The organism is Acinetobacter sp. MYb191, assembly GCF_037572605.1.
GTDB lineage: Bacteria > Pseudomonadota > Gammaproteobacteria > Pseudomonadales > Moraxellaceae > Acinetobacter > Acinetobacter johnsonii.
Genome location: NZ_JBBGZP010000006.1, coordinates 111004 through 129192 on the forward strand (window position 1 = coordinate 111004; position 18189 = coordinate 129192).

The 18189-nt window shown below is 43.2% G+C and carries 18 protein-coding genes; 11 read left to right on the forward strand and 7 right to left on the reverse strand.

All coding sequences use genetic code 11. The features are described from left to right. Positions 1-54 precede the first annotated feature (54 nt). The gene (locus tag WH214_RS02115; RefSeq protein WP_339422010.1) at positions 55-621 is read left to right on the forward strand and encodes an FMN-dependent NADH-azoreductase; all 567 of its coding nucleotides are present in this window, start codon (positions 55-57) and stop codon (positions 619-621) included. 72 nt (positions 622-693) lie between these two features. On the opposite strand, the gene WH214_RS02120 is transcribed toward WH214_RS02115, so the two are convergent. Further along, positions 694-1605, reverse strand: a complete 912-nt coding sequence (locus WH214_RS02120) for an alpha/beta hydrolase (RefSeq protein WP_238893253.1) — start codon at positions 1603-1605, stop codon at positions 694-696. A gap of 155 nt (positions 1606-1760) precedes the next feature. On the opposite strand from WH214_RS02120, the gene WH214_RS02125 reads away from it, so the two are divergent. Further along, positions 1761-2198 (forward strand): DUF2147 domain-containing protein, encoded by a 438-nt coding sequence (locus WH214_RS02125; RefSeq protein ID WP_004691748.1) that lies wholly within the window; start codon positions 1761-1763, stop codon positions 2196-2198. 49 nt (positions 2199-2247) lie between these two features. Here WH214_RS02125 and WH214_RS02130 read toward each other — a convergent pair whose 3' ends face one another. Together WH214_RS02130 and WH214_RS02135 are read right to left on the reverse strand one after the other, a co-directional pair. Further along, positions 2248-2598, reverse strand: a complete 351-nt coding sequence (locus WH214_RS02130; RefSeq protein WP_087011903.1) for a Spx/MgsR family RNA polymerase-binding regulatory protein — start codon at positions 2596-2598, stop codon at positions 2248-2250. Between the two features lie 452 nt (positions 2599-3050). Next, positions 3051-3869, reverse strand: a complete 819-nt coding sequence (locus tag WH214_RS02135; RefSeq protein ID WP_339422011.1) for an exodeoxyribonuclease III — start codon at positions 3867-3869, stop codon at positions 3051-3053. A 39-nt stretch (positions 3870-3908) separates the two neighbouring features. Here WH214_RS02135 and pyrE point away from each other — a divergent pair, with 39 nt between their 5' ends. Next, a complete protein-coding gene (pyrE, locus tag WH214_RS02140; RefSeq protein WP_004691742.1) occupies positions 3909-4559 on the forward strand; it encodes an orotate phosphoribosyltransferase in 651 nt (216 codons plus the stop codon). A gap of 49 nt (positions 4560-4608) precedes the next feature. Here the strand turns inward: pyrE and WH214_RS02145 are convergent, their stop codons facing one another. The 4 genes from WH214_RS02145 to WH214_RS02160 form a co-directional block, all read right to left on the reverse strand. Next, entirely contained in the window at positions 4609-5457 is an 849-nt protein-coding gene (locus WH214_RS02145) for a methylated-DNA--[protein]-cysteine S-methyltransferase (protein WP_339422012.1), read from the reverse strand. Between the two features lie 188 nt (positions 5458-5645). After that, positions 5646-7880 (reverse strand): TonB-dependent receptor, encoded by a 2235-nt coding sequence (locus WH214_RS02150; RefSeq protein WP_445206343.1) that lies wholly within the window; start codon positions 7878-7880, stop codon positions 5646-5648. Between the two features lie 199 nt (positions 7881-8079). Further along, complete coding sequence (locus WH214_RS02155) at positions 8080-8277, reverse strand: DUF3565 domain-containing protein (protein ID WP_339422014.1); 198 nt, start codon at positions 8275-8277, stop codon at positions 8080-8082. After that, on the reverse strand, positions 8278-8730 hold the full coding sequence (locus WH214_RS02160) for a MarR family winged helix-turn-helix transcriptional regulator (protein ID WP_339422015.1): 453 nt from the start codon (positions 8728-8730) through the stop codon (positions 8278-8280). Between the two features lie 182 nt (positions 8731-8912). On the opposite strand from WH214_RS02160, the gene WH214_RS02165 reads away from it, so the two are divergent. From WH214_RS02165 to ftsZ, 8 genes are all read left to right on the forward strand, one after another. After that, positions 8913-9395 carry a glutathione peroxidase gene (locus WH214_RS02165; protein ID WP_004978287.1) on the forward strand — a complete coding sequence of 161 codons (483 nt, stop codon included), beginning with the start codon at positions 8913-8915 and terminating at the stop codon, positions 9393-9395. A gap of 216 nt (positions 9396-9611) precedes the next feature. Continuing rightward, on the forward strand, positions 9612-10556 hold the full coding sequence (gshB, locus tag WH214_RS02170) for a glutathione synthase (RefSeq protein ID WP_087526677.1): 945 nt from the start codon (positions 9612-9614) through the stop codon (positions 10554-10556). Positions 10557-11036: 480 nt separating this feature from the next. Beyond that, positions 11037-12134 carry an undecaprenyldiphospho-muramoylpentapeptide beta-N-acetylglucosaminyltransferase gene (gene murG, locus WH214_RS02175; protein ID WP_339422016.1) on the forward strand — a complete coding sequence of 366 codons (1098 nt, stop codon included), beginning with the start codon at positions 11037-11039 and terminating at the stop codon, positions 12132-12134. Positions 12135-12146: 12 nt separating this feature from the next. After that, on the forward strand, positions 12147-13595 hold the full coding sequence (gene murC, locus WH214_RS02180) for a UDP-N-acetylmuramate--L-alanine ligase (RefSeq protein WP_148825323.1): 1449 nt from the start codon (positions 12147-12149) through the stop codon (positions 13593-13595). Positions 13596-13651: 56 nt separating this feature from the next. Then, positions 13652-14581, forward strand: a complete 930-nt coding sequence (locus WH214_RS02185; protein ID WP_078425094.1) for a D-alanine--D-alanine ligase — start codon at positions 13652-13654, stop codon at positions 14579-14581. Next, positions 14582-15436 carry a cell division protein FtsQ/DivIB gene (locus WH214_RS02190; protein ID WP_058870508.1) on the forward strand — a complete coding sequence of 285 codons (855 nt, stop codon included), beginning with the start codon at positions 14582-14584 and terminating at the stop codon, positions 15434-15436. A 66-nt stretch (positions 15437-15502) separates the two neighbouring features. Then, positions 15503-16765 (forward strand): cell division protein FtsA, encoded by a 1263-nt coding sequence (gene ftsA, locus WH214_RS02195; protein ID WP_004691727.1) that lies wholly within the window; start codon positions 15503-15505, stop codon positions 16763-16765. Between the two features lie 163 nt (positions 16766-16928). Next, entirely contained in the window at positions 16929-18125 is a 1197-nt protein-coding gene (ftsZ, locus tag WH214_RS02200) for a cell division protein FtsZ (protein ID WP_339422017.1), read from the forward strand. The last annotated feature ends 64 nt before the right edge of the window (positions 18126-18189 follow it).

An 18189-nucleotide genomic window follows, 5' to 3' on the forward strand; every position in this document is an offset into this window, starting at 1 on the left:
AGGAGGATTCTTTTAAGATGCAGTTATTCAATAAAGATTATGCGGGAACCTCCCATGAAAGTTTTACATATTGATTCAAGTATTATGGCGGGTGCTTCTGTGTCTCGTCAGTTGAGCCAAGCCATTGTTTCGCAACTCAGCGAAAAGCATGCGCAAGTTGAGGTTGAATATTTGGATTTGGCAACTCAACCGATTCCACATTTAGATGCAGAAATTTTAATGGGTCAAAATGCAGAACAATCGGCTTTGGGCGAGCGTATTATTCAACAATACTTAGAGGCGGACGTTGTGGTGATTGGTGCGGCGATGTATAACTTCGGGATTACTTCGACTTTAAAAGCCTGGATTGACCGCATTAGTGTTGCAGGTCGTACCTTCAAATATACGGAAAATGGTCCTGTCGGCTTGGCTGGTGACAAGAAAGCCTATATTGCTAGTAGTCGTGGTGGTGTCTATGGTGAAAATAGTCCTGTTGACTTCCAAGAAGGCTTCTTAAAAACCGTCTTTAATTTTACCGGTGTGACCGATGTTGAAATCATTCGTGCTGAAGGCGTGAATATGGGGCCAGAGTTGAAAGACAAAGCCATTGCAGCAGCTTTAGCACAGGTGCAAGCGATCTAATAACAATAACTGTAGTCCCATGATTCCACATTTGGTCAGCGTTAAGCTGACCTTTTTTTATGCGGGATGTGTCTAGTCTTGGTCGAGCGCTTGAGCAAACGTTGCGATATCATCCAATGCCATTTTAGCTTCTGGAAACCATGCATTAAACATTTGAAAGTTATGCCACATGCCTGTGTATAGTTTAAATGTCACATCTACACCTGCCTTGGTCGCTTTATCTCTAAAACGCTGGGCATCGTCCAAGAGAATTTCTTTCGATCCGACTTGTACAAGGGTCGGTGGGAGGTCTGCTAAATCATCAAATAAGGGTGAAACGAGCGGGTCGGCTGGGTCAATTTGCTCTGGGACATAATAGTCGATGCCTGTTTCAAGGGCTTCGATCGATAATAGCGCATCGAGTTTGCTGTTATAGCGAATAGATTCACTGGTTAAGCTTAAATCCAAAAATGGTGAAAGCAGAATCAGCCCACTGACTTGAGGACGTTGCTCATCACGAATGCGCAGTGCCAAGGCTAGGGCTAAATTTGCACCACATGAATCCCCTGATAAAATAATGTCTTTGGCTTGTATACCTTGCTCCAATAACAGCTGATAAACGTCAAACAGCGCATCAATGGCTTCAGGATAGGGATGTTCAGGCGACAAAGGATAGTCAAGATGAATGACCTGCATTTGTGTACTGGCTGCAAGGTCTGAGACAAAAGCACGATGGGTATTCATTGAACCTAAAAAGAAAGCCCCACCATGAATGTGTAAAATGAGCTGAGTGGCTTCAGTTTCAGGTTTTAATTCTTCCGCACGCAGGCCTGCGAGACGTAGAGGGCGAATGCGGATCGACTTATTGAGCGGAAATGCACGGCACATTTGTTCAAGAAGAAAACGCTGACTACTGGGTGGGAGACTAAAGCGACTTGGGGTTCGAATCGTGGTTTTTAACAACTGCTCCGTAAAAATTTGTTTCCATGGATCGGCAATCTTCATAGTTATTCCATTTTGTTATTTGTTTTACCTTGAGTTTGTGTATTTACCAACATAATTTACAAGGTTACACTAATTGGTCACATTGAAAAATTGAAAAATTGTTGTGACTTTTTAATAATGATAGTCGTCTATACTAGACTAGGGAAATGACAAAAATGAAAAAAATTGCACTTGCACTAAGCGTACTAGGATTAACCGCTCTAGCTCATGCAGCAGATCCGCTGAATGGCACTGTTTGGAAAACGATTGATGACAAAACTAAACAAGCGAAAGCCTTGGTTAAATTCACTGAGCAAAAAAATGGAACTTTAACTGCGAGTATTCAAGGTATTTTGACACCAGGTGAAGAAAATGCATGTACCAAGTGTGAAGGCCCATACAAAAACAAATCGTTGAAAGGTTTAACGATTGTACATGGTCTGAAAAACGCGGGTGGTACAAGCTATGAAGGTGGATCAATTTTAGATCCGCAAACGGGTAAAACTTATAAATTAAAAGGCAACATTGCTGCTGGTGGTAAAAAACTAGAGCTTCGTGGTTATATTGGTGTGGCTGCATTAGGCCGTAACCAAACTTGGATTCGCGCGAACTAATTCCATCCAACAAAAAAAGCCGAGCAATTGCTCGGCTTTTTATTTTTTGTTAAGCCTTCAAGGCACGAATTGCATCTTCATTGAAACCCACAATAAAACCATCGGGTGTTGCAATCACGGGACGCTTGATGAGGCTGTGATGGGTTGTGAGGGCATCAATCAGTCCTTGCTCTGAAGCTAAAGCAGTGTCTTGTTCTGCTTCAGTCAGCTTACGCCAAGTGGTACCTTTCTTATTCAGGACCACATCTGCCCCAATCTGATCGAGCCATGTTTTGACAGTCGTAGCATCAATGCCTTGTTTTTTATAATCATGAAACTCATACGCTAAACCTAACTCATTCAGTAGGTCGAATGCTTTTTTCATTGAATTACAATTTTTAATGCCATACACGTTTAACATGGAAAACCCTTCTGAATTTTAAGCTGGGTTTAGAGTAACGGAAAAAGCAGAGCAGCTCTAGTGTCGCGATTTAAGCTTAAAGCGTCATCGTCTTGTCATAAAAGCGATTTAGAATCAAATCAAAGAAAAATAGAATATAAAAAGAAGAAGCATTAAAAAGGCAGAGACTAAAAAAGAGAAAACCCGCATTTAATCATCCTGATCATGCGGGTCTCATTACAACGTCCATTGTCACATCCTTGAAAACCAACTATTTCCATAGTTCGTTTTAATTTCATCCTACGGCGTCCTGTCCTTGTGCTGTCATCCTGACATCGTCCCTTTGCCGTGGAAACATAATGCACTGATTGATTGATCAGAAAAAGACTCAAAAAACGGCAGATAATGTAGGTCAAAAACTCATATTCAGTAAACATCTGTTCACTGAATATGAGCTAAATACTTAAATTTTTCTAGATTTTGTAGTCAATAATGACAGGTGCATGGTCGCTAAACCATGTTTCTTTATAGACCCAAGCATTGACTGTACGGGCTTTCCAGTCAGGTGAGCACGCTTGATAGTCAATACGCCAACCCACGTTCTTCGCACGAGCTTGTCCTCGGTTTGACCACCACGAATAAAGCTCAGCCTCTGGACGCACTTCACGGAAAGTATCGACATAGCCAAGTTCATCATAAATATGATCGAGCCAAGCGCGTTCGTGTGGTAAACAGCCCGAGGCTTTTTGGTTGCCTGACCAGTTTTTAATGTCGATGCGTTTATGCACGATGTTGTAGTCACCACAGACAATTACAGATTTATTTTCATCGCGCCATTCTTTCAAAATTTGTTTGTATTCGTCTAAGAAGTGGTCCTTACGTACTTGTGCTTCTTCACCAGAAGAACCCGATGGTAAATAGAGTGAACAAATATGCACGTTTTGGTCTAAGCCTAAGTCAAACTCAGCCGAAATAAAGCGGCCTTGAGAGTCGGCTAATTCAAAACCAAGTCCATCCGTAACTGAAACAAACGGCAAACGGCTATAAATAGCAGTGCCAGCATACCCTGGACGTTCAGCAGGGAACAGGTGAGTATGCCAACCTTCAGGTTTAAATTTATCGGTCCATTGTTCGTGGGTGATGCGAGATTCTTGCATGCAAATCACATCAGCATCTGATGTGGCAATCCAATCAAAAATCCCTTTTTTTTCTGCAGAACGTAGACCATTTACGTTAATTGAAACCACACGTAAAATTTTTTGATCACTTGGATAGCTACTCTTTGGTATCATGCGCAAGTCTTACCTCAATTTGAAAATACGGAGCACCGCATGACAACGCAAGCGACATTTAACCCTCAAGCTTTTATCGAACTCGCATTATCACGTGGCGTGCTTAAATTTGGTGAGTTTACTTTAAAATCGGGTCGTGTGAGTCCTTATTTTTTTAATGCCGGTCTACTTAATGACGGTGAAGCCTTGTCATTACTGGCGTCTGGCTATGCAGCCAAACTGACAGAATGCAACAATGTTGAGGTGGTCTTTGGTCCTGCGTACAAAGGGATTCCTTTTGTTGCTGCAACAGCAGTGGCTTTGTCACAAAATCATGGGGTGAGTGTGCCTTGGGGTTTTAACCGCAAAGAAGCCAAAGATCATGGTGAAGGCGGGGTCTTGGTTGGTGCATCTGTTGCAGGCAAAAAAGTCTGGATTATTGATGACGTGATTACTGCGGGCACAGCGATCCGTGAAGTAGTCACCATTTTGAAAAATGCAGGTGCGCAGATTGCAGGTGTGTTGGTGGCATTAGACCGTCAAGAAAAAGGTCAAGGTGAACTGTCTGCGATTCAAGAAGTCCAAAAAGAATTGGAAATTCCTGTGCATGCACTGGTGACCATGAAAGATTTGATGAATTATTTAGAGGCTAAAGGTGAAACAGAAGCTTTAGCAAAAATGGAAGCCTACCGCGTGAAATATGGCGTCTAAACGTTGAAACAAAAAAAGGAAGCTTTGGCTTCCTTTTTTATTCGCTCTCTCACTCGGTTGGCGTTTGGCTATGCGCACCTTCCCAGCCAATCATCGCAGTTTTACGTGTTGTTCCCCACATATAGCCACCACGTTGCCCTGAAGACTGAATGACCCGATGACATGGAATTAAAAAGGCAACGGGATTACTGCCAATGGCTGTTCCGACCGCTCGTGAGGCACGCTCTTGCCCAATCTCTTGAGCAATATGTGCATAACTGCTGAGCCGTCCCATGGGGATTTTAAGCAAACTTTGCCAAACCTTGAGCTGAAAGTCGGTGCCTTTCAGATGCAGTTTAATCTCTGATAGGCTGTTTTGATCGTGCTGAAAAATTGCGAGCGCTTTGCGTTGTAATTCATCCTGATCTTCAATAAATGTCGCACGTGGGAACTGTTTTTTCAGATAGACCAATGCATCCCGATCTACTTCGGTAAAGGCCATATGACAAATCCCTTTAGGGGTCGAGGCAATAATGACGGAGCCAAAAATGGTTTCGGCAAAACTATAGTGAATGTGGAGTGCTTCACCGCCCTGTTTATATTCTGCGGGCGTCATACCTTCGATTTGGACAAATAAATCATGCAATCGGCTGGTACTAGAAAGGCCAGTGTCAAAAGTTGCTGCAAAAATATTATTTTCTGTGTGATTCTTCAAAACCGACTTTGCATATTCCACACTAATATATTGCAGAAATTTCTTCGGGCTAATACCTGCCCATTCGCTAAAGATACGCTGAAAATGTGTAGGACTTAAATGCACGTGTTCAGCAATTTCAGCCAAACTGGGTTGCTGTTTGAAGTTTTGTTCAATATATTCAATCGCCTTTGCCACACGTGCGTAATTGCTATGTTCTGTCATGATTACTCGCGGAAATCATTTAACTTAAGAAAACACTAACAAATCCAGCGAGGCCTGAAAATCCGTTTCTTGCGCTTTATAACAAAAGACCCAAAGCATGCATTGATTGGCTTAGTCGTCCCTTGCTAAGCATAAAAAAACGGAACAGTGACCTGTTCCGCTTGAGATGGCATTTTAACTGAAGGGTTTTAGAACTGGTAGTTCAAACGCATGAGGAAGCTACGTGGTGTACCTGGCATAGAGTCCGAACGCCAGTATTCTTTATTGGTTAAGTTACTGACAGCTAAAGTCACGTTCCATGGGTCAGCACTATAACCAATGGCTGCATCGACACGATTGAAACCATCCATCTTGGTCAAGTTATTGATGTTTGGATAGTAAGAGCCAACATAAGTCACGCCAACTTCACCATAGAGTTTTTCTGTAGGTAAGTAGCGCACAAATAGGTTGCCTGTATTTTTAGAGGTATTTGCTAATGCATTCCCTACATTCTCTGGTTTTTCCTTATCTTTTTTCACTTCAGTATCGGTATAACCATAACCACCACGGACAAATAAGTTGTCCAGTACACGACCGATGAAGCTGAACTCTAAACCTTTGGCTTGATGTTCACCACCTACGGACCAAAGGAAAGGTTGTTCTTTGGCATCAGGTTGATAACGAATATTCTTTTTACGAATGTCATAAACTGAAAGTTGTGTGTTTAAGCGTTGGTCTAACCAATCACTCTTAACCCCAATTTCATATTGTTCATTGTATTGAGGTTCAGCATCATAGTATTTAGGATCAGTATTAACATCAACAGAAATATTGCCACGACCTCCATAAGGGGCGAAGCTTTTATTGTATGAAGTATAAAAACTGTGTTGTTCTGATGGTTGCCATACAAAGCCAATATTAGGGCTGAAGGTCGTATCATCATATTGTTTTGAAAGGTTCTGGATATTATTGGTCGATTTGAAATTGTACTGATCATAGCGCATACCTAACATCATTTTAAGTTCAGGTGTGAGGCTAATTAAATCTTGAGCGAAGAACCCCATTGACTCACCTACGTGATGATTTTCCGAGGTTACAGGGAGGCGTTCCGAGCTTGGCAACGTATTATATTGGTCTGCTGGATTGTAAGGGTTAATAAAACCATAGTAGCGAGGAACACCTGTACCACTTGAGTAATTTCCTAGTTTTGGTGAGCGGTCTTCACGGCTGACATCTGCGCCGACGAGGAGCTGATGCTCTATAGCCCCAGTTTTGAATGAGCCAGAAATATCAAAAGTATTGGTAATGGTTTTATTCATGGTTTCTTGCCATGCATAGCTTTGACGTACGTAACCATTCCAAGTACATGCTTTTGGCGTTGTTTCTAAAGTGAGATTATTGTTGCAATAGGTGCCACCAAAGAAGTTGTCAAAGTTCTGATAAGCTTGGCGATAGCTGAGCGCCCAGTGGAAATTCCAATTTGGCGCATATTGATATTTCACATCAGTACGAATAACTTGTAATTCATCTTCAATAAAATCGCCTTCTTGAGCAAAGCCAGTCTTGATTGAAACACCCGCGGGTAAGTTACTATAAGAAGGCCCGCGGTCAGGGGTCCTATTTAATTTGTCATAAGTATATTGTGTGGTCCACGTGAGGGTTTCATCATCATTTTTATAAGTGAAACTTGGCGAGATCATTTCAATTTTACTGTCAATGCCTGAACGGAAACTATCCGCTTCACCGTATTCACCTGTTAAACGGACAGCCCAATTGTCATTCAACACTTGGTTAATATCTGCTGTTGCACCGTAGTTATCATATGAGCCTACGTAAGTACCGACGGAACTTTTCGAGTCAAAGTTGGCGTATTTACTCACCATATTGATCACACCACCGCCAGCACTACGACCGTAAAGTACCGAGGCAGGGCCTTTTAAAATTTCGATCCGTTCAATGTTGGATGTGCTGCGACGTACTTGGCCACTTTCACGAATACCATCACGGTAAATATCACCCGAGTCGGCAGAGAAACCACGGAGGGTAATGCCATCACCGCGCATATCGTAGCTGGTTGAAACCCCTGGTGTGCCTTGTAGCATTACACTGAGGTCGTTAGAGCCATAGATTTTATATTTCTGTACATCGATGGTGTCGATGGTTTGAGGAATGTCTTTTTTCTTTAAACCATTCCGTGTGACATTGGCCTGATCATAATCGACATAGCTTTTGATTGGATCAAGTTCACTCATTGCCTCAATTTTTAAGGTGGGCAAAACTGCTGCTGTGCCCGATTTGTTTGTCATCGCTTGAGAGGAGGGGTTCTCATTATTTTGTAGCGTTGCTTCATCCGCATAAGCTGCATGCGCATTTAAAATCATAAAGCTGAGAAGGCTATATTTGAATAGGTTAGAACCACAAAGCGGCTGTGGTGAAAATTTCATCATGATTTAAGGCTCGGAGAGAGTGAATTGCCAATAAAAATGAGAAGTATAATCATTTACTAAAAATGAACAAGACTTACGGTAATATTCATTTTTTCTACATAGTTTTACTGAGTTTAAAAGTACAGCTATACAGGCTATTTAATTTTTCTAAAAAATTGATAAATAAGCATTAAAATTTGAAGAAAATGCAAAAGAATTATTTTTGTGAATTTTCCATACATTTTTTACAGCTTAAAAGAACACCTATTTTTTCTTGGCGTCCTTGCTCAGTTTGTACCCAAGGGCGGTTTTGCCACGGTGGAGTATGGCGGACATGTTGTGTGTGGCTACAGGCAAGCTCCGCCACCCAATGATGTTCTGCATCGAGATGAAAACCGACAATCGCTTGTTGCACTTAAGTATCTCGACTGTCGTGTTGGGTCTGTTCCAAACCATTTAAAAAACGCTGACACAGTTGATGGATGGCTACCAAATCATCGGGATCTAGACCTAAAGAACACGCCAGCTCAAATGGAATGGCCATAATTTTATCTTTGGCTAAGAGTGCTTTTTCCAGCAGAACGACTTTTTTCATACGTTCATCTTCTTTGACGGCAACACGCTTTAAAAACTGTTTTTCTTCTAGTTTTTTAATAATTGGGGTTAAGGTGCCTGAGTCAAAAAAGGTTTTTTGTCCAATCTCGGTCAGCGTCACATTGTCCTGCTCGTATAAAGCCAACAAAACAATAAATTGCGGATAGGTCAGATCGTAAGCCTGTAAGCGTGGACGGTATTGACGAACCATGGCATTGGTTGCGGAATACATGGCAAAACACACGCGGTTTTCTAAAAGTGGGATGTCCGCCATGTTGCATGTCCTTGGGGTGTTAATGTCTGTAAAGCAGTATAAATGAAATAGGGATAAAAGTGTATTGTGCATAATAATCTTGTGCACAAGTTAATTGTGTGCGATATTTATTTGAGGTTGAGATCGATTCAGAACTTGAAGCGACTTTAATTAATGACATTTTGATGAATGGAAGAGATGTAATGACCACAATTTATGATTTTCAGGCCGAACTGTTGGAAGGCGAGCAAAAAAATCTGGCCGATTATCAGGGCAAGGTTTTATTGGTGGTGAATACCGCCAGCCAATGTGGTTTAACCCCGCAATTTGAAGGCTTGGAACAGTTATATCAGGACTATCAACAGCAAGGCCTGCTGATTTTAGGTTTTCCTTGTAACCAATTTGCGCAGCAAGACCCTGCGAGTAATGAAGAGATCGGCAGCTTTTGTCAGCGTAACTATGGAGTCTCTTTCCCAATGTTTGCCAAAGTTGACGTGAATGGGCCTACAGCGCATCCGCTGTATCAGTATTTAACCACTGAAGCTAAAGGCATTTTAGGTAGTCAAAGTATCAAATGGAATTTCACCAAATTTCTCATTAATCAAAAAGGGCAGGTGGTGAAACGCTATGCGCCAATTGTTAAGCCCGAAAAAATTGCTAAGGATATTCAACGCCTTTTGGCTTAATGGAGAAGGTGTGGAAAGGAGCTGTCGCTTGGTAATGGATGCATACTTTCCTTTGTTGAATTGAGCATTTAGCATCTGATTTGTTACTGCAATGTGTTGTAGTTATTTGAATAAAATAGATTTTTTAATATTTAATTATTACACAACTTGTTGCACCCAAACCTGAAAACTTCGCTATACTTTTTGCCAAGTTTAAAAAATATGAGCGTGAGAATTATGCGTGTACTAGTAGTGATGGACCCGATTGAAACGGTGAATCTGAAAAAAGATTCCACCATGGCCATGTTATGGGCCGCAAGCCGTCGCGGACATGAGCTGGGTTATGCATTACAACACGATTTATATATCGATCAAGGTAAAGCCTTTGGTCTGATTTCTCCCTTAAAAGTGTTTGAAGACTACGATCATTATTATGATTTGGGTGAACAGCAAAAAGAGTCCTTGGCCGATTACGATGTGATCTTGATGCGTAAAGATCCACCGTTCGACATGAACTTTGTCTATACCACTTATATTTTGGAACAAGCGGAACGTGAAGGCGCGTGGATTATCAATAAACCACAGTCCTTACGTGACTGTAATGAAAAACTGTTTGCCACGCAGTTCCCCGAACTCCAAGTCCCTACATTAGTGACTTCACAACAAAGCCTCATTCGTGAGTTTATCAAAGAACATGGTGATGTGATTGTGAAGCCCCTTGATGGGATGGGTGGTATGGGAATTTTCCGTTTATATCAAGATGGTGTGAACATTGGCTCAACTTTGGAAATGTTGACGGAAATGGGCACACGTCCGATTATGGCACAGCGTTATATTCCTGAAATTGTGGAGGGGGATAAACGTATTTTGTTGGTCAATGGTGAACCTATTCCGTACTGTTTGGCGCGTATTCCACAAAACGGCGAAGTCCGTGGGAATTTGGCCGCAGGTGGTTTGGGTCAAGCACGTCCTTTGACTGAAAACGACAAGGCGATTGCTGCAAAAGTGGGACCCTTCTTACGTGAAAAAGGTTTGGTTTTTGTCGGACTTGATGTGATTGGCAATTATGTGACCGAGATTAATGTCACCAGTCCAACCTGTATTCGTGAGATTGATGCGCAATTTGGTACCTCGATTGCCGATACTTTATTTGATGTCTTAGAGGCAGGCAAAGCCAGCTAAAATGACAGAAAAGGAACCTGAAATGGTTCCTTTTTTACTTCATGGAGGTGGTCGGTTTTGAAATAGAAGTGTACTTTGCTGCAAAGTGTATCAATTTGGTTGAAAATAAAGCGGATTACATTGCTAGACACTACAAATTTTCATCCTGCTAAAATGCATGCGCTCAGATTGTATTTCTACTCGCTAAAATGAAGCGAATTGGGCTTTAGAATTATGTTAAATAATTGATTAAAATCACCTTCATTGTTTGATTTTTAAATCTAGCCAATTGCGCTGTCGGGCCTGATAGTGTGCTGTAGTTTGAGTAAAAATGCACATCTGATAACAAATCTAGTTTAAACTTGAAAATCAGTAGAAAAAAACAATCAAATGCCTGTTGAAAAAAAGTAAATAATCTTTCGCGGCTATGCGTTTGTGATTACAATTGATTGCTTAAAATTGAATTTTGTTTCCATATTTTTAGAATTGAAGAATTAGACTGTGACCGAAGCAACACAAACAAAGCCGAAACATGTAATGATGATGGCTGCCGGAACCGGCGGGCATGTTTTTCCAGCACTTGCTGTGGCTAAGGAGTTACAGCAACAAGGCTGTCAAGTCTCGTGGCTTGCTACGCCTACAGGTATGGAAAATCGCCTGCTTAAAAATCATGATATCCCGATTTATCAAATTGATATTCAAGGTGTGCGCGGCAATGGCTTAGTCCGCAAAGTATTGGCACCCTTTAAAATTTTAAAAGCCACTTTAAGCGCAATGCGCTACATGAAGCAGCTCAAAGTCGATGCAGTCGCGGGCTTTGGGGGCTATGTCGCTGGGCCAGGTGGATTGGCTGCGCGCGCACTGGGTATTCCTGTGATTATTCATGAGCAGAATGCGATTGCGGGTTTTACCAATACGCAGTTATCACGTATTGCCAAAACAGTGTGTCAGGCGTTTCCAAATACTTTTGCTGCACAAGATAAAATTGTGACCACAGGGAATCCCGTCCGCAAAGAGATTACGGAAATTTTAAATCCGTCTTGGCGTTATCAAGAACGTGAAAAAGCAGGGGCCACGCTTCGAGTTTTAATTGTGGGTGGCTCGTTGGGTGCACAAGCGTTAAATGAACGTGTTCCTGAAGCATTGAAGCAATTGAATGTGCCGTTAAGCGTTTATCATCAGTGTGGTCAAAACCATGCAGATGCGACCCAAGCGCGTTATGCCGATGCCCCTGAGCAGCTTCAGGTTGAAGTTCACCCTTTTATTGAAGATATGGCCCAAGCCTATAGCGATGCCGATTTAATTATTTGCCGTGCTGGGGCGTTAACCGTGACCGAGATTGCGACTGCGGGTGTGGCTGCCGTGTTTGTTCCGCTGCCAAGCGCAGTGGATGATCACCAAACGGCCAATGCAAAGTTTTTAGCCAATATCGGTGCAGCCAAAATTTGCCCACAAGCAAGCATGACGCCCGAGAGTTTAAAAGAATTATTATTACCCTTGATGAACCGTCAGTTATTGTCTGAAATGGCAGTGAAAGCACGTCAGCAAGCACAACCCGATGCAACCCAACATGTGGTTCGTTTAATTCAAGCATTGTAAACCGAGTATTTTATGTCGCCATCTACGCCTGCTGATCAAGCAAAAAAGTTAATTAAAGTGCCAGAAATGCGCCGTATTAAGCACATCCATTTTATTGGGATTGGTGGTGCGGGTATGTGTGGTATTGCCGAAGTGTTAAAGAACCAAGGCTACAAAGTCTCAGGTTCAGATATCAAAGCGTCAAAAACCACGGCTCAGCTTGAAGAAAACGGCATCAAAGTCTATATCGGGCATACAGCTGAAAATATTCAGGGTGCAAACGTGATTGTGGTGTCGACTGCAATTGATGCAGAAAACCCAGAAATTAAAGCAGCCATTGAAACGCGTACACCTGTGGTGCGCCGTGCAGAAATGCTGGGTGAGCTGATGCGCTACCGTCATGGGATTGCTGTTGCGGGAACGCATGGTAAAACCACAACCACAAGTCTAGTCACGTGTATGTTGGCAGAAGAAAATCTAGATCCAACCTATGTGATTGGTGGTTTGCTGAACCGTACCGGTGTGAATGCTGCACTGGGCGCGAGTCGTTTTATCGTGGCTGAAGCGGATGAATCAGATGCATCATTCCTGCATTTGCAACCGATGGCCACCATCGTGACCAATATTGATGCAGACCATATGGACACCTATGGTGGTAGCTTCGATGTCCTAAAAGATACCTTTGTACAGTTCTTACAAAAACTGCCGTTTTACGGCTTGGCTGTGGTGTGTGGCGATGATGCCAACATTCGTGAAATCATGCCGCGCATTGGTCGTCCATTGATCACGTATGGTTTTAACGAAGACAATGACATTCGTGCAGTGGATATCGAACAAGAAGGCATGCAGTCGCACTTTACCGTATTGCGTAAAGATCGAGAGCCTTTGCGTTTAACCATCAACTTGCCGGGTTTGCATAATATTTTAAATGCACTTGCGGCGATTGGTATTGCAACCGATGAAGGTGTGTCTGATGCTGCGATTGCACGTGCGTTGGAGAGTTTCAGCGGGGTAGGTCGTCGTTTCCAAGTCCAGGGTGAATTTGACATCGATGGCGGCAATGTGAAATTGGTGGATGACTATGGTCACCATCCAAAAGAAGTCGAGGCGACCATTAAAGCTGCACGTGCGAGCCATCCAAACCGCCGTTTAGTGATGATGTTCCAGCCGCACCGTTTTAGCCGTACCCGTGACTGTTTCGATGACTTTGTGGATGTATTGTCACATGTCGATCAGCTGTTGCTGCTTGAAGTCTATCCTGCGGGCGAAAAACCGATTGTGGGGGCAGATAGTCGTTCATTGGCGCGTAGTATTCGTTTACGTGGCGATGTAGAGCCGATTTTGATCGATCCAGTCGAAGGTAATTTGCAGCATGCGTTGAAAAAAGTGTTACAAGCGGATGACTTGTTATTGACGCAAGGCGCAGGTAATGTGGGGGCTATCTCGGTTGAGCTTGCAAGCAATCATTTATATTTAAAATAATCACGTTTTGTGATTACTCAATGAATAAAACAGTCATAAAGTTTAAGGATATCAACGTGTCAAATGCTTCAAAATTCGGCAAAGTAGCGGTGTTGCTTGGTGGTAAGTCTGCTGAGCGTGAGGTTTCTCTAGATAGTGGTGCAGCTGTACTTGAAGCATTGGTTCGTTCGGGTGTAAATGCAGAAGCTTTTGACCCGCAAGAGCGTAGTGTGACCGAATTGGTCGGTTATGACCGTGCGTTTATTGTGTTACATGGTCGTGGTGGGGAAGACGGTCAAATCCAAGGTGTCTTAGAGTGGCTCAACATCCCGTATACCGGAACAGGCGTACAGGGTTCTGCTATTGGCATGGATAAAGTTAAAACCAAGCAAGTTTGGCAGGGTTCAGACTTACCGACAGCGCCTTATCGCATCATTAGCCAAGAGTCAGATTTAGCTGAAGTGGTGGCGAATTTGGGTCTCCCACTGATTATCAAGCCAGTACACGAAGGTTCAAGTGTCGGCATGAGTAAAGTTGAAAAAGCAGAAGATTTGGCAGCGGCAATTGCCAAAGCGACCCAACACGATGCTGTGGTGATGGCTGAAAAATGGATTACGGGACGTGAGTTCACGATTTCATTTTTAAATGGTCAACCGCTACCTGTGATTCGTCTACAACCTCCTGCTGATGTGGCTTTTTATGATTATGAAGCGAAATATCAACGTAATGATGTGGAATACGGAATTCCGTGTGGCTTAAGCACTGAAGAAGAGCAAAAGTTGCAAGCGCTTTGCCTCCGTGCATTCCAAGCGGTGGGTGCAAGTGGTTGGGGTCGTATTGATGCGATGCAAGATGAGCAAGGCAATTTCTGGTTACTAGAAGTGAATACAGTACCTGGGATGACCAGTCACTCTTTGGTGCCGAAAGCAGCAAATGCAGTGGGTTATAGCTTTGATGCGCTTTGTGTCCAAATTTTAGAGCAAACACTGACAGGTGCGGCTCACTAAATGGCGCAATTACCTGCTTCTATGCGCCGTAAACGCGCAGCGATTACTTCAATACACGATAAACCACCGACGCGTAAGGAAAAGCTTGCTAACTTCGGTGGTTGGGTGATGTTGGTCGTTGCCGTGGCGGTGCTGTTGGTTGGTATTTATGGCTTATATCAAGTCATGACGGATGCACGTGTGGCCGAACTTGATGTGGTAGGCGTACGTTCTGAGGCGGAAAAAAATCAGGTGATGGGACATGTTTCACCAGCCATTACTCATAATTATTTCACCTCAGATTTAGAAGAAATTCGTGATCGAACTTTAGAGCTGGCTTGGGTCGATCGTGTGGTGGTTTCGCGCGCATGGCCGAATGCGATTCGCGTTCGCGTTATGCCACGGCATGCAATTGCACGTTGGGGGACAGGGCGTCTCTTAAGTGACAGCGGTGACGTATTTAGCGAAGTGACACCGAAAAATAATCAGAATTTGCCTTTATTACACGGCCCAATCAGTCAGTCTAAAATGATGATGCGCCGTTATAATGAAATTAATCAATTATTCCAGCCAGTCAATCTCCGTTTAAAAGAACTATATTTAACGGAGCGTATGACTTGGTTTATGCAGTTCGATTCAGGTTTACGTGTTATCGTAGATCAGGATCAAACCATGAGTAAGCTGCAACGTTTGAGTTATTTGGCTCAAAGTGATTTGAAGCCAGTTTGGGCCAAAGTATCTGCCATTGATTTGCGTTATCGGAATGGCTTGGCCATCCAATGGAAGAATGCTGCCGCACCAAAGATAGCAAATGGTCATTTTGTTGTAACGATTGATGACACAAGCATTGCAGGTGGAGCAGCAGCAAAGCCATAATACTTGGCTTTAAAACAGAGGCATAAAGCCATAAATTAAACAAACATGTGATGGTAGTAGTAAATAATGAATGAAGCGGTTCCCTCAGTTGTTGCGATTGACATTGGGACGCACAAAGTTTCAGTTTTGATTGGTAAGGTACATGCGCCAGACAATATCCAAGTGATAGGAATGGCAACTGCTCGTAACCGAGGCATGAATAAAGGAAAAATTGTAAGTCTTGATAAAGTCATTACAGCGATAAAAAATGCCGTGCAAGAAGCAGAAGATATGGCTGAATGCCGTGTCCATTCCGCGTGGGTGTCGATCCCAAGTGCCGAGTTAAAAAGCTTTTATGCATCTGGACGAACGCCAGTTGAAAATACTGACCATACAATTACAACAAGTGAAGTGGTTCGTGCATTAGAGTTGGCCAAAGCCAGCCACATGACCTCGGATCATTATTTGGTCAGTGCTGTTCCATTGGGCTTTGAGCTGGATGACTCCACTGAGTGGGTACAAAACCCAATACGGATGTCTGCTCACAGCATGATTGGTCATTATCAGTTGATGATGTTACCGATTAGCACCATGCAAAACCTTGATCGGGCCTTAAAAGGCGCGAACATCGGGGTGGAGAAACTAGTGGTGTCTTGTCTGGCAACGGCAGAAGCGAGCCTACTCAAAGATGAAAAAGAGTATGGTGTCTGTTTGGTCGATATTGGTGCAGGTACCACCAACATTGCGGTGTATTTAGATGGTCGTTTGGCCTTGACGCATACTTTGCAGCGTGGTGGCGAGCACGTCACCCGTGATATTGCTGCTGTGTTACAAACCACCACTGAAGAAGCGGAGCGAATTAAATTACTCTATGGGTGTGTCGACATTAAGTCGGTTAAACCGGACCATATGATTCAGATCCAAGGGATTGATGGTCCGCAAACGATTAGTCGTATTGAGCTGACTGAAATCGTGATTGCACGTTATGAAGAAATCTTAGGCCAAGTTCGCCAAGAGCTAGAGCGTAATGGTGCGATTCATGGTTTGTATCATGGTGTGGTGTTAACTGGTGATGCCAGTCAAATCGAAGGTATGGTGACGTTGACTCGTCGTATGTTGGGTGTGTCTGCGCATTTGGGTAATCCACCTGTGCAAGTGACAGCAGATGAGCAAAATATTGCCGCACTGCGTCGCTCTCAGTATGCCACTGCCGCAGGTTTGTTGATGTTTAGTCAGAGCGAAACACAAGAAACCATAGTGGAACCAGAAGATACAGAAAAACTGTCTCTGATTAAACGCGTTGGACGTGCTTGGTCTGGACTCAATGAAAAGCTGAAATCTGTTTTTTAAGTTGAATTTTTTTGGAATATTGTTAAGAAGTTGTACAACGCATCGCTTAAACTTGACAAGCTATGGCTTGCACAGCATGCTTAAAAGCAATTTTGTTTATTAAGATCAAGGCAGTATACGGGCTTAAGTGACTGCCAATAACGAATTAGGAAATCTATAGGTCATGGCCTCATTTGAATTTTTAGAAGATGATCAAACCGATAGCAACGGTCAAGCCCGTTTTACTGTGTTTGGTGTTGGTGGTGCAGGTGGTAATGCCGTACAACACATGCTTGAGTCAGATATTCAAGGTGTAAAATTTGTATGTGCCAATACGGACAAGCAAGCGCTAGACCGTATGAATGCACAATTCAAAATCCAACTGGGTGAGCAAAGTACCCGTGGCTTGGGTGCAGGCGCCAATCCAAATGTAGGTCAAGCAGCGGCTGAAGAAAGTCGTGACTTGATTCGTCAACACCTTGAAGGCACTGACATGGTGTTTGTCACTGCCGGTATGGGCGGTGGTACAGGCACAGGTGCTGCGCCAGTGGTTGCTGAAATTGCCAAAGAAATGGGTATTTTAACCGTAGGCGTGGTAACGACACCGTTTAACTTTGAAGGTAAGCGTCGTCTTCAGTCTGCGGAGCAGGGCATTGAAGCATTAGAAGCGCATGTTGATTCATTAATCATCATTCCAAACCAACGCTTGTTAAAAGTTTTCCGTGACATCTCTATGAAAGATGCCTACAAAAAAGCGGATGATGTCTTATTAAATGCGGTCCGTAGTATCTTTGATTTGGTGGTACGTCCAGGTCATATTAACCTTGACTTTGCCGATTTGAAAACTGCGATGAGCACACGTGGTTATGCCATGATGGGTGCGGGTTTAGGTCGTGGTGAAAACCGTGCACGTCAAGCAGCTGAACAAGCGATCCGTAGCCCATTGCTAGATAATGTCACCATTATGAATGCCAAAGGGATTCTGATTAATGTAACGGGTGGTGATGACGTTACGTTTGGCGAAATCGAAGAAATTACCGACGTTGTGAACCAAATTGTCGATCTAGACGAAGGCCAAGTCTTCTACGGCACCGTATTTGATCCAGATGCGCGTGATGAAATCAGTGTCACTGTCATTGCAACAGGTTTAACTCGAAATTCAGCAGATTCTGCTGAGCCAGTGAAGCGTCCAAATGCACATGTGCAGGTAGCACAACATGGGCATGCAACGCAAGCGGTTGTTGAAGATGATGATGTGCCTGCAATCCAGCGTCAGAACCAAGACGTGGCTGTTGCAGCGAATTCTGCATCGACAGTGAGTGCTGCACGTCCAACACCAATGAGTATTCAAGATTACTTGAAAAATCAACAACGTAAGTAGTATTTGTCTATGTGGTTAAGCCACATGTGATGAAGAAAAGGTAGTCTATGACTACCTTTTTGTT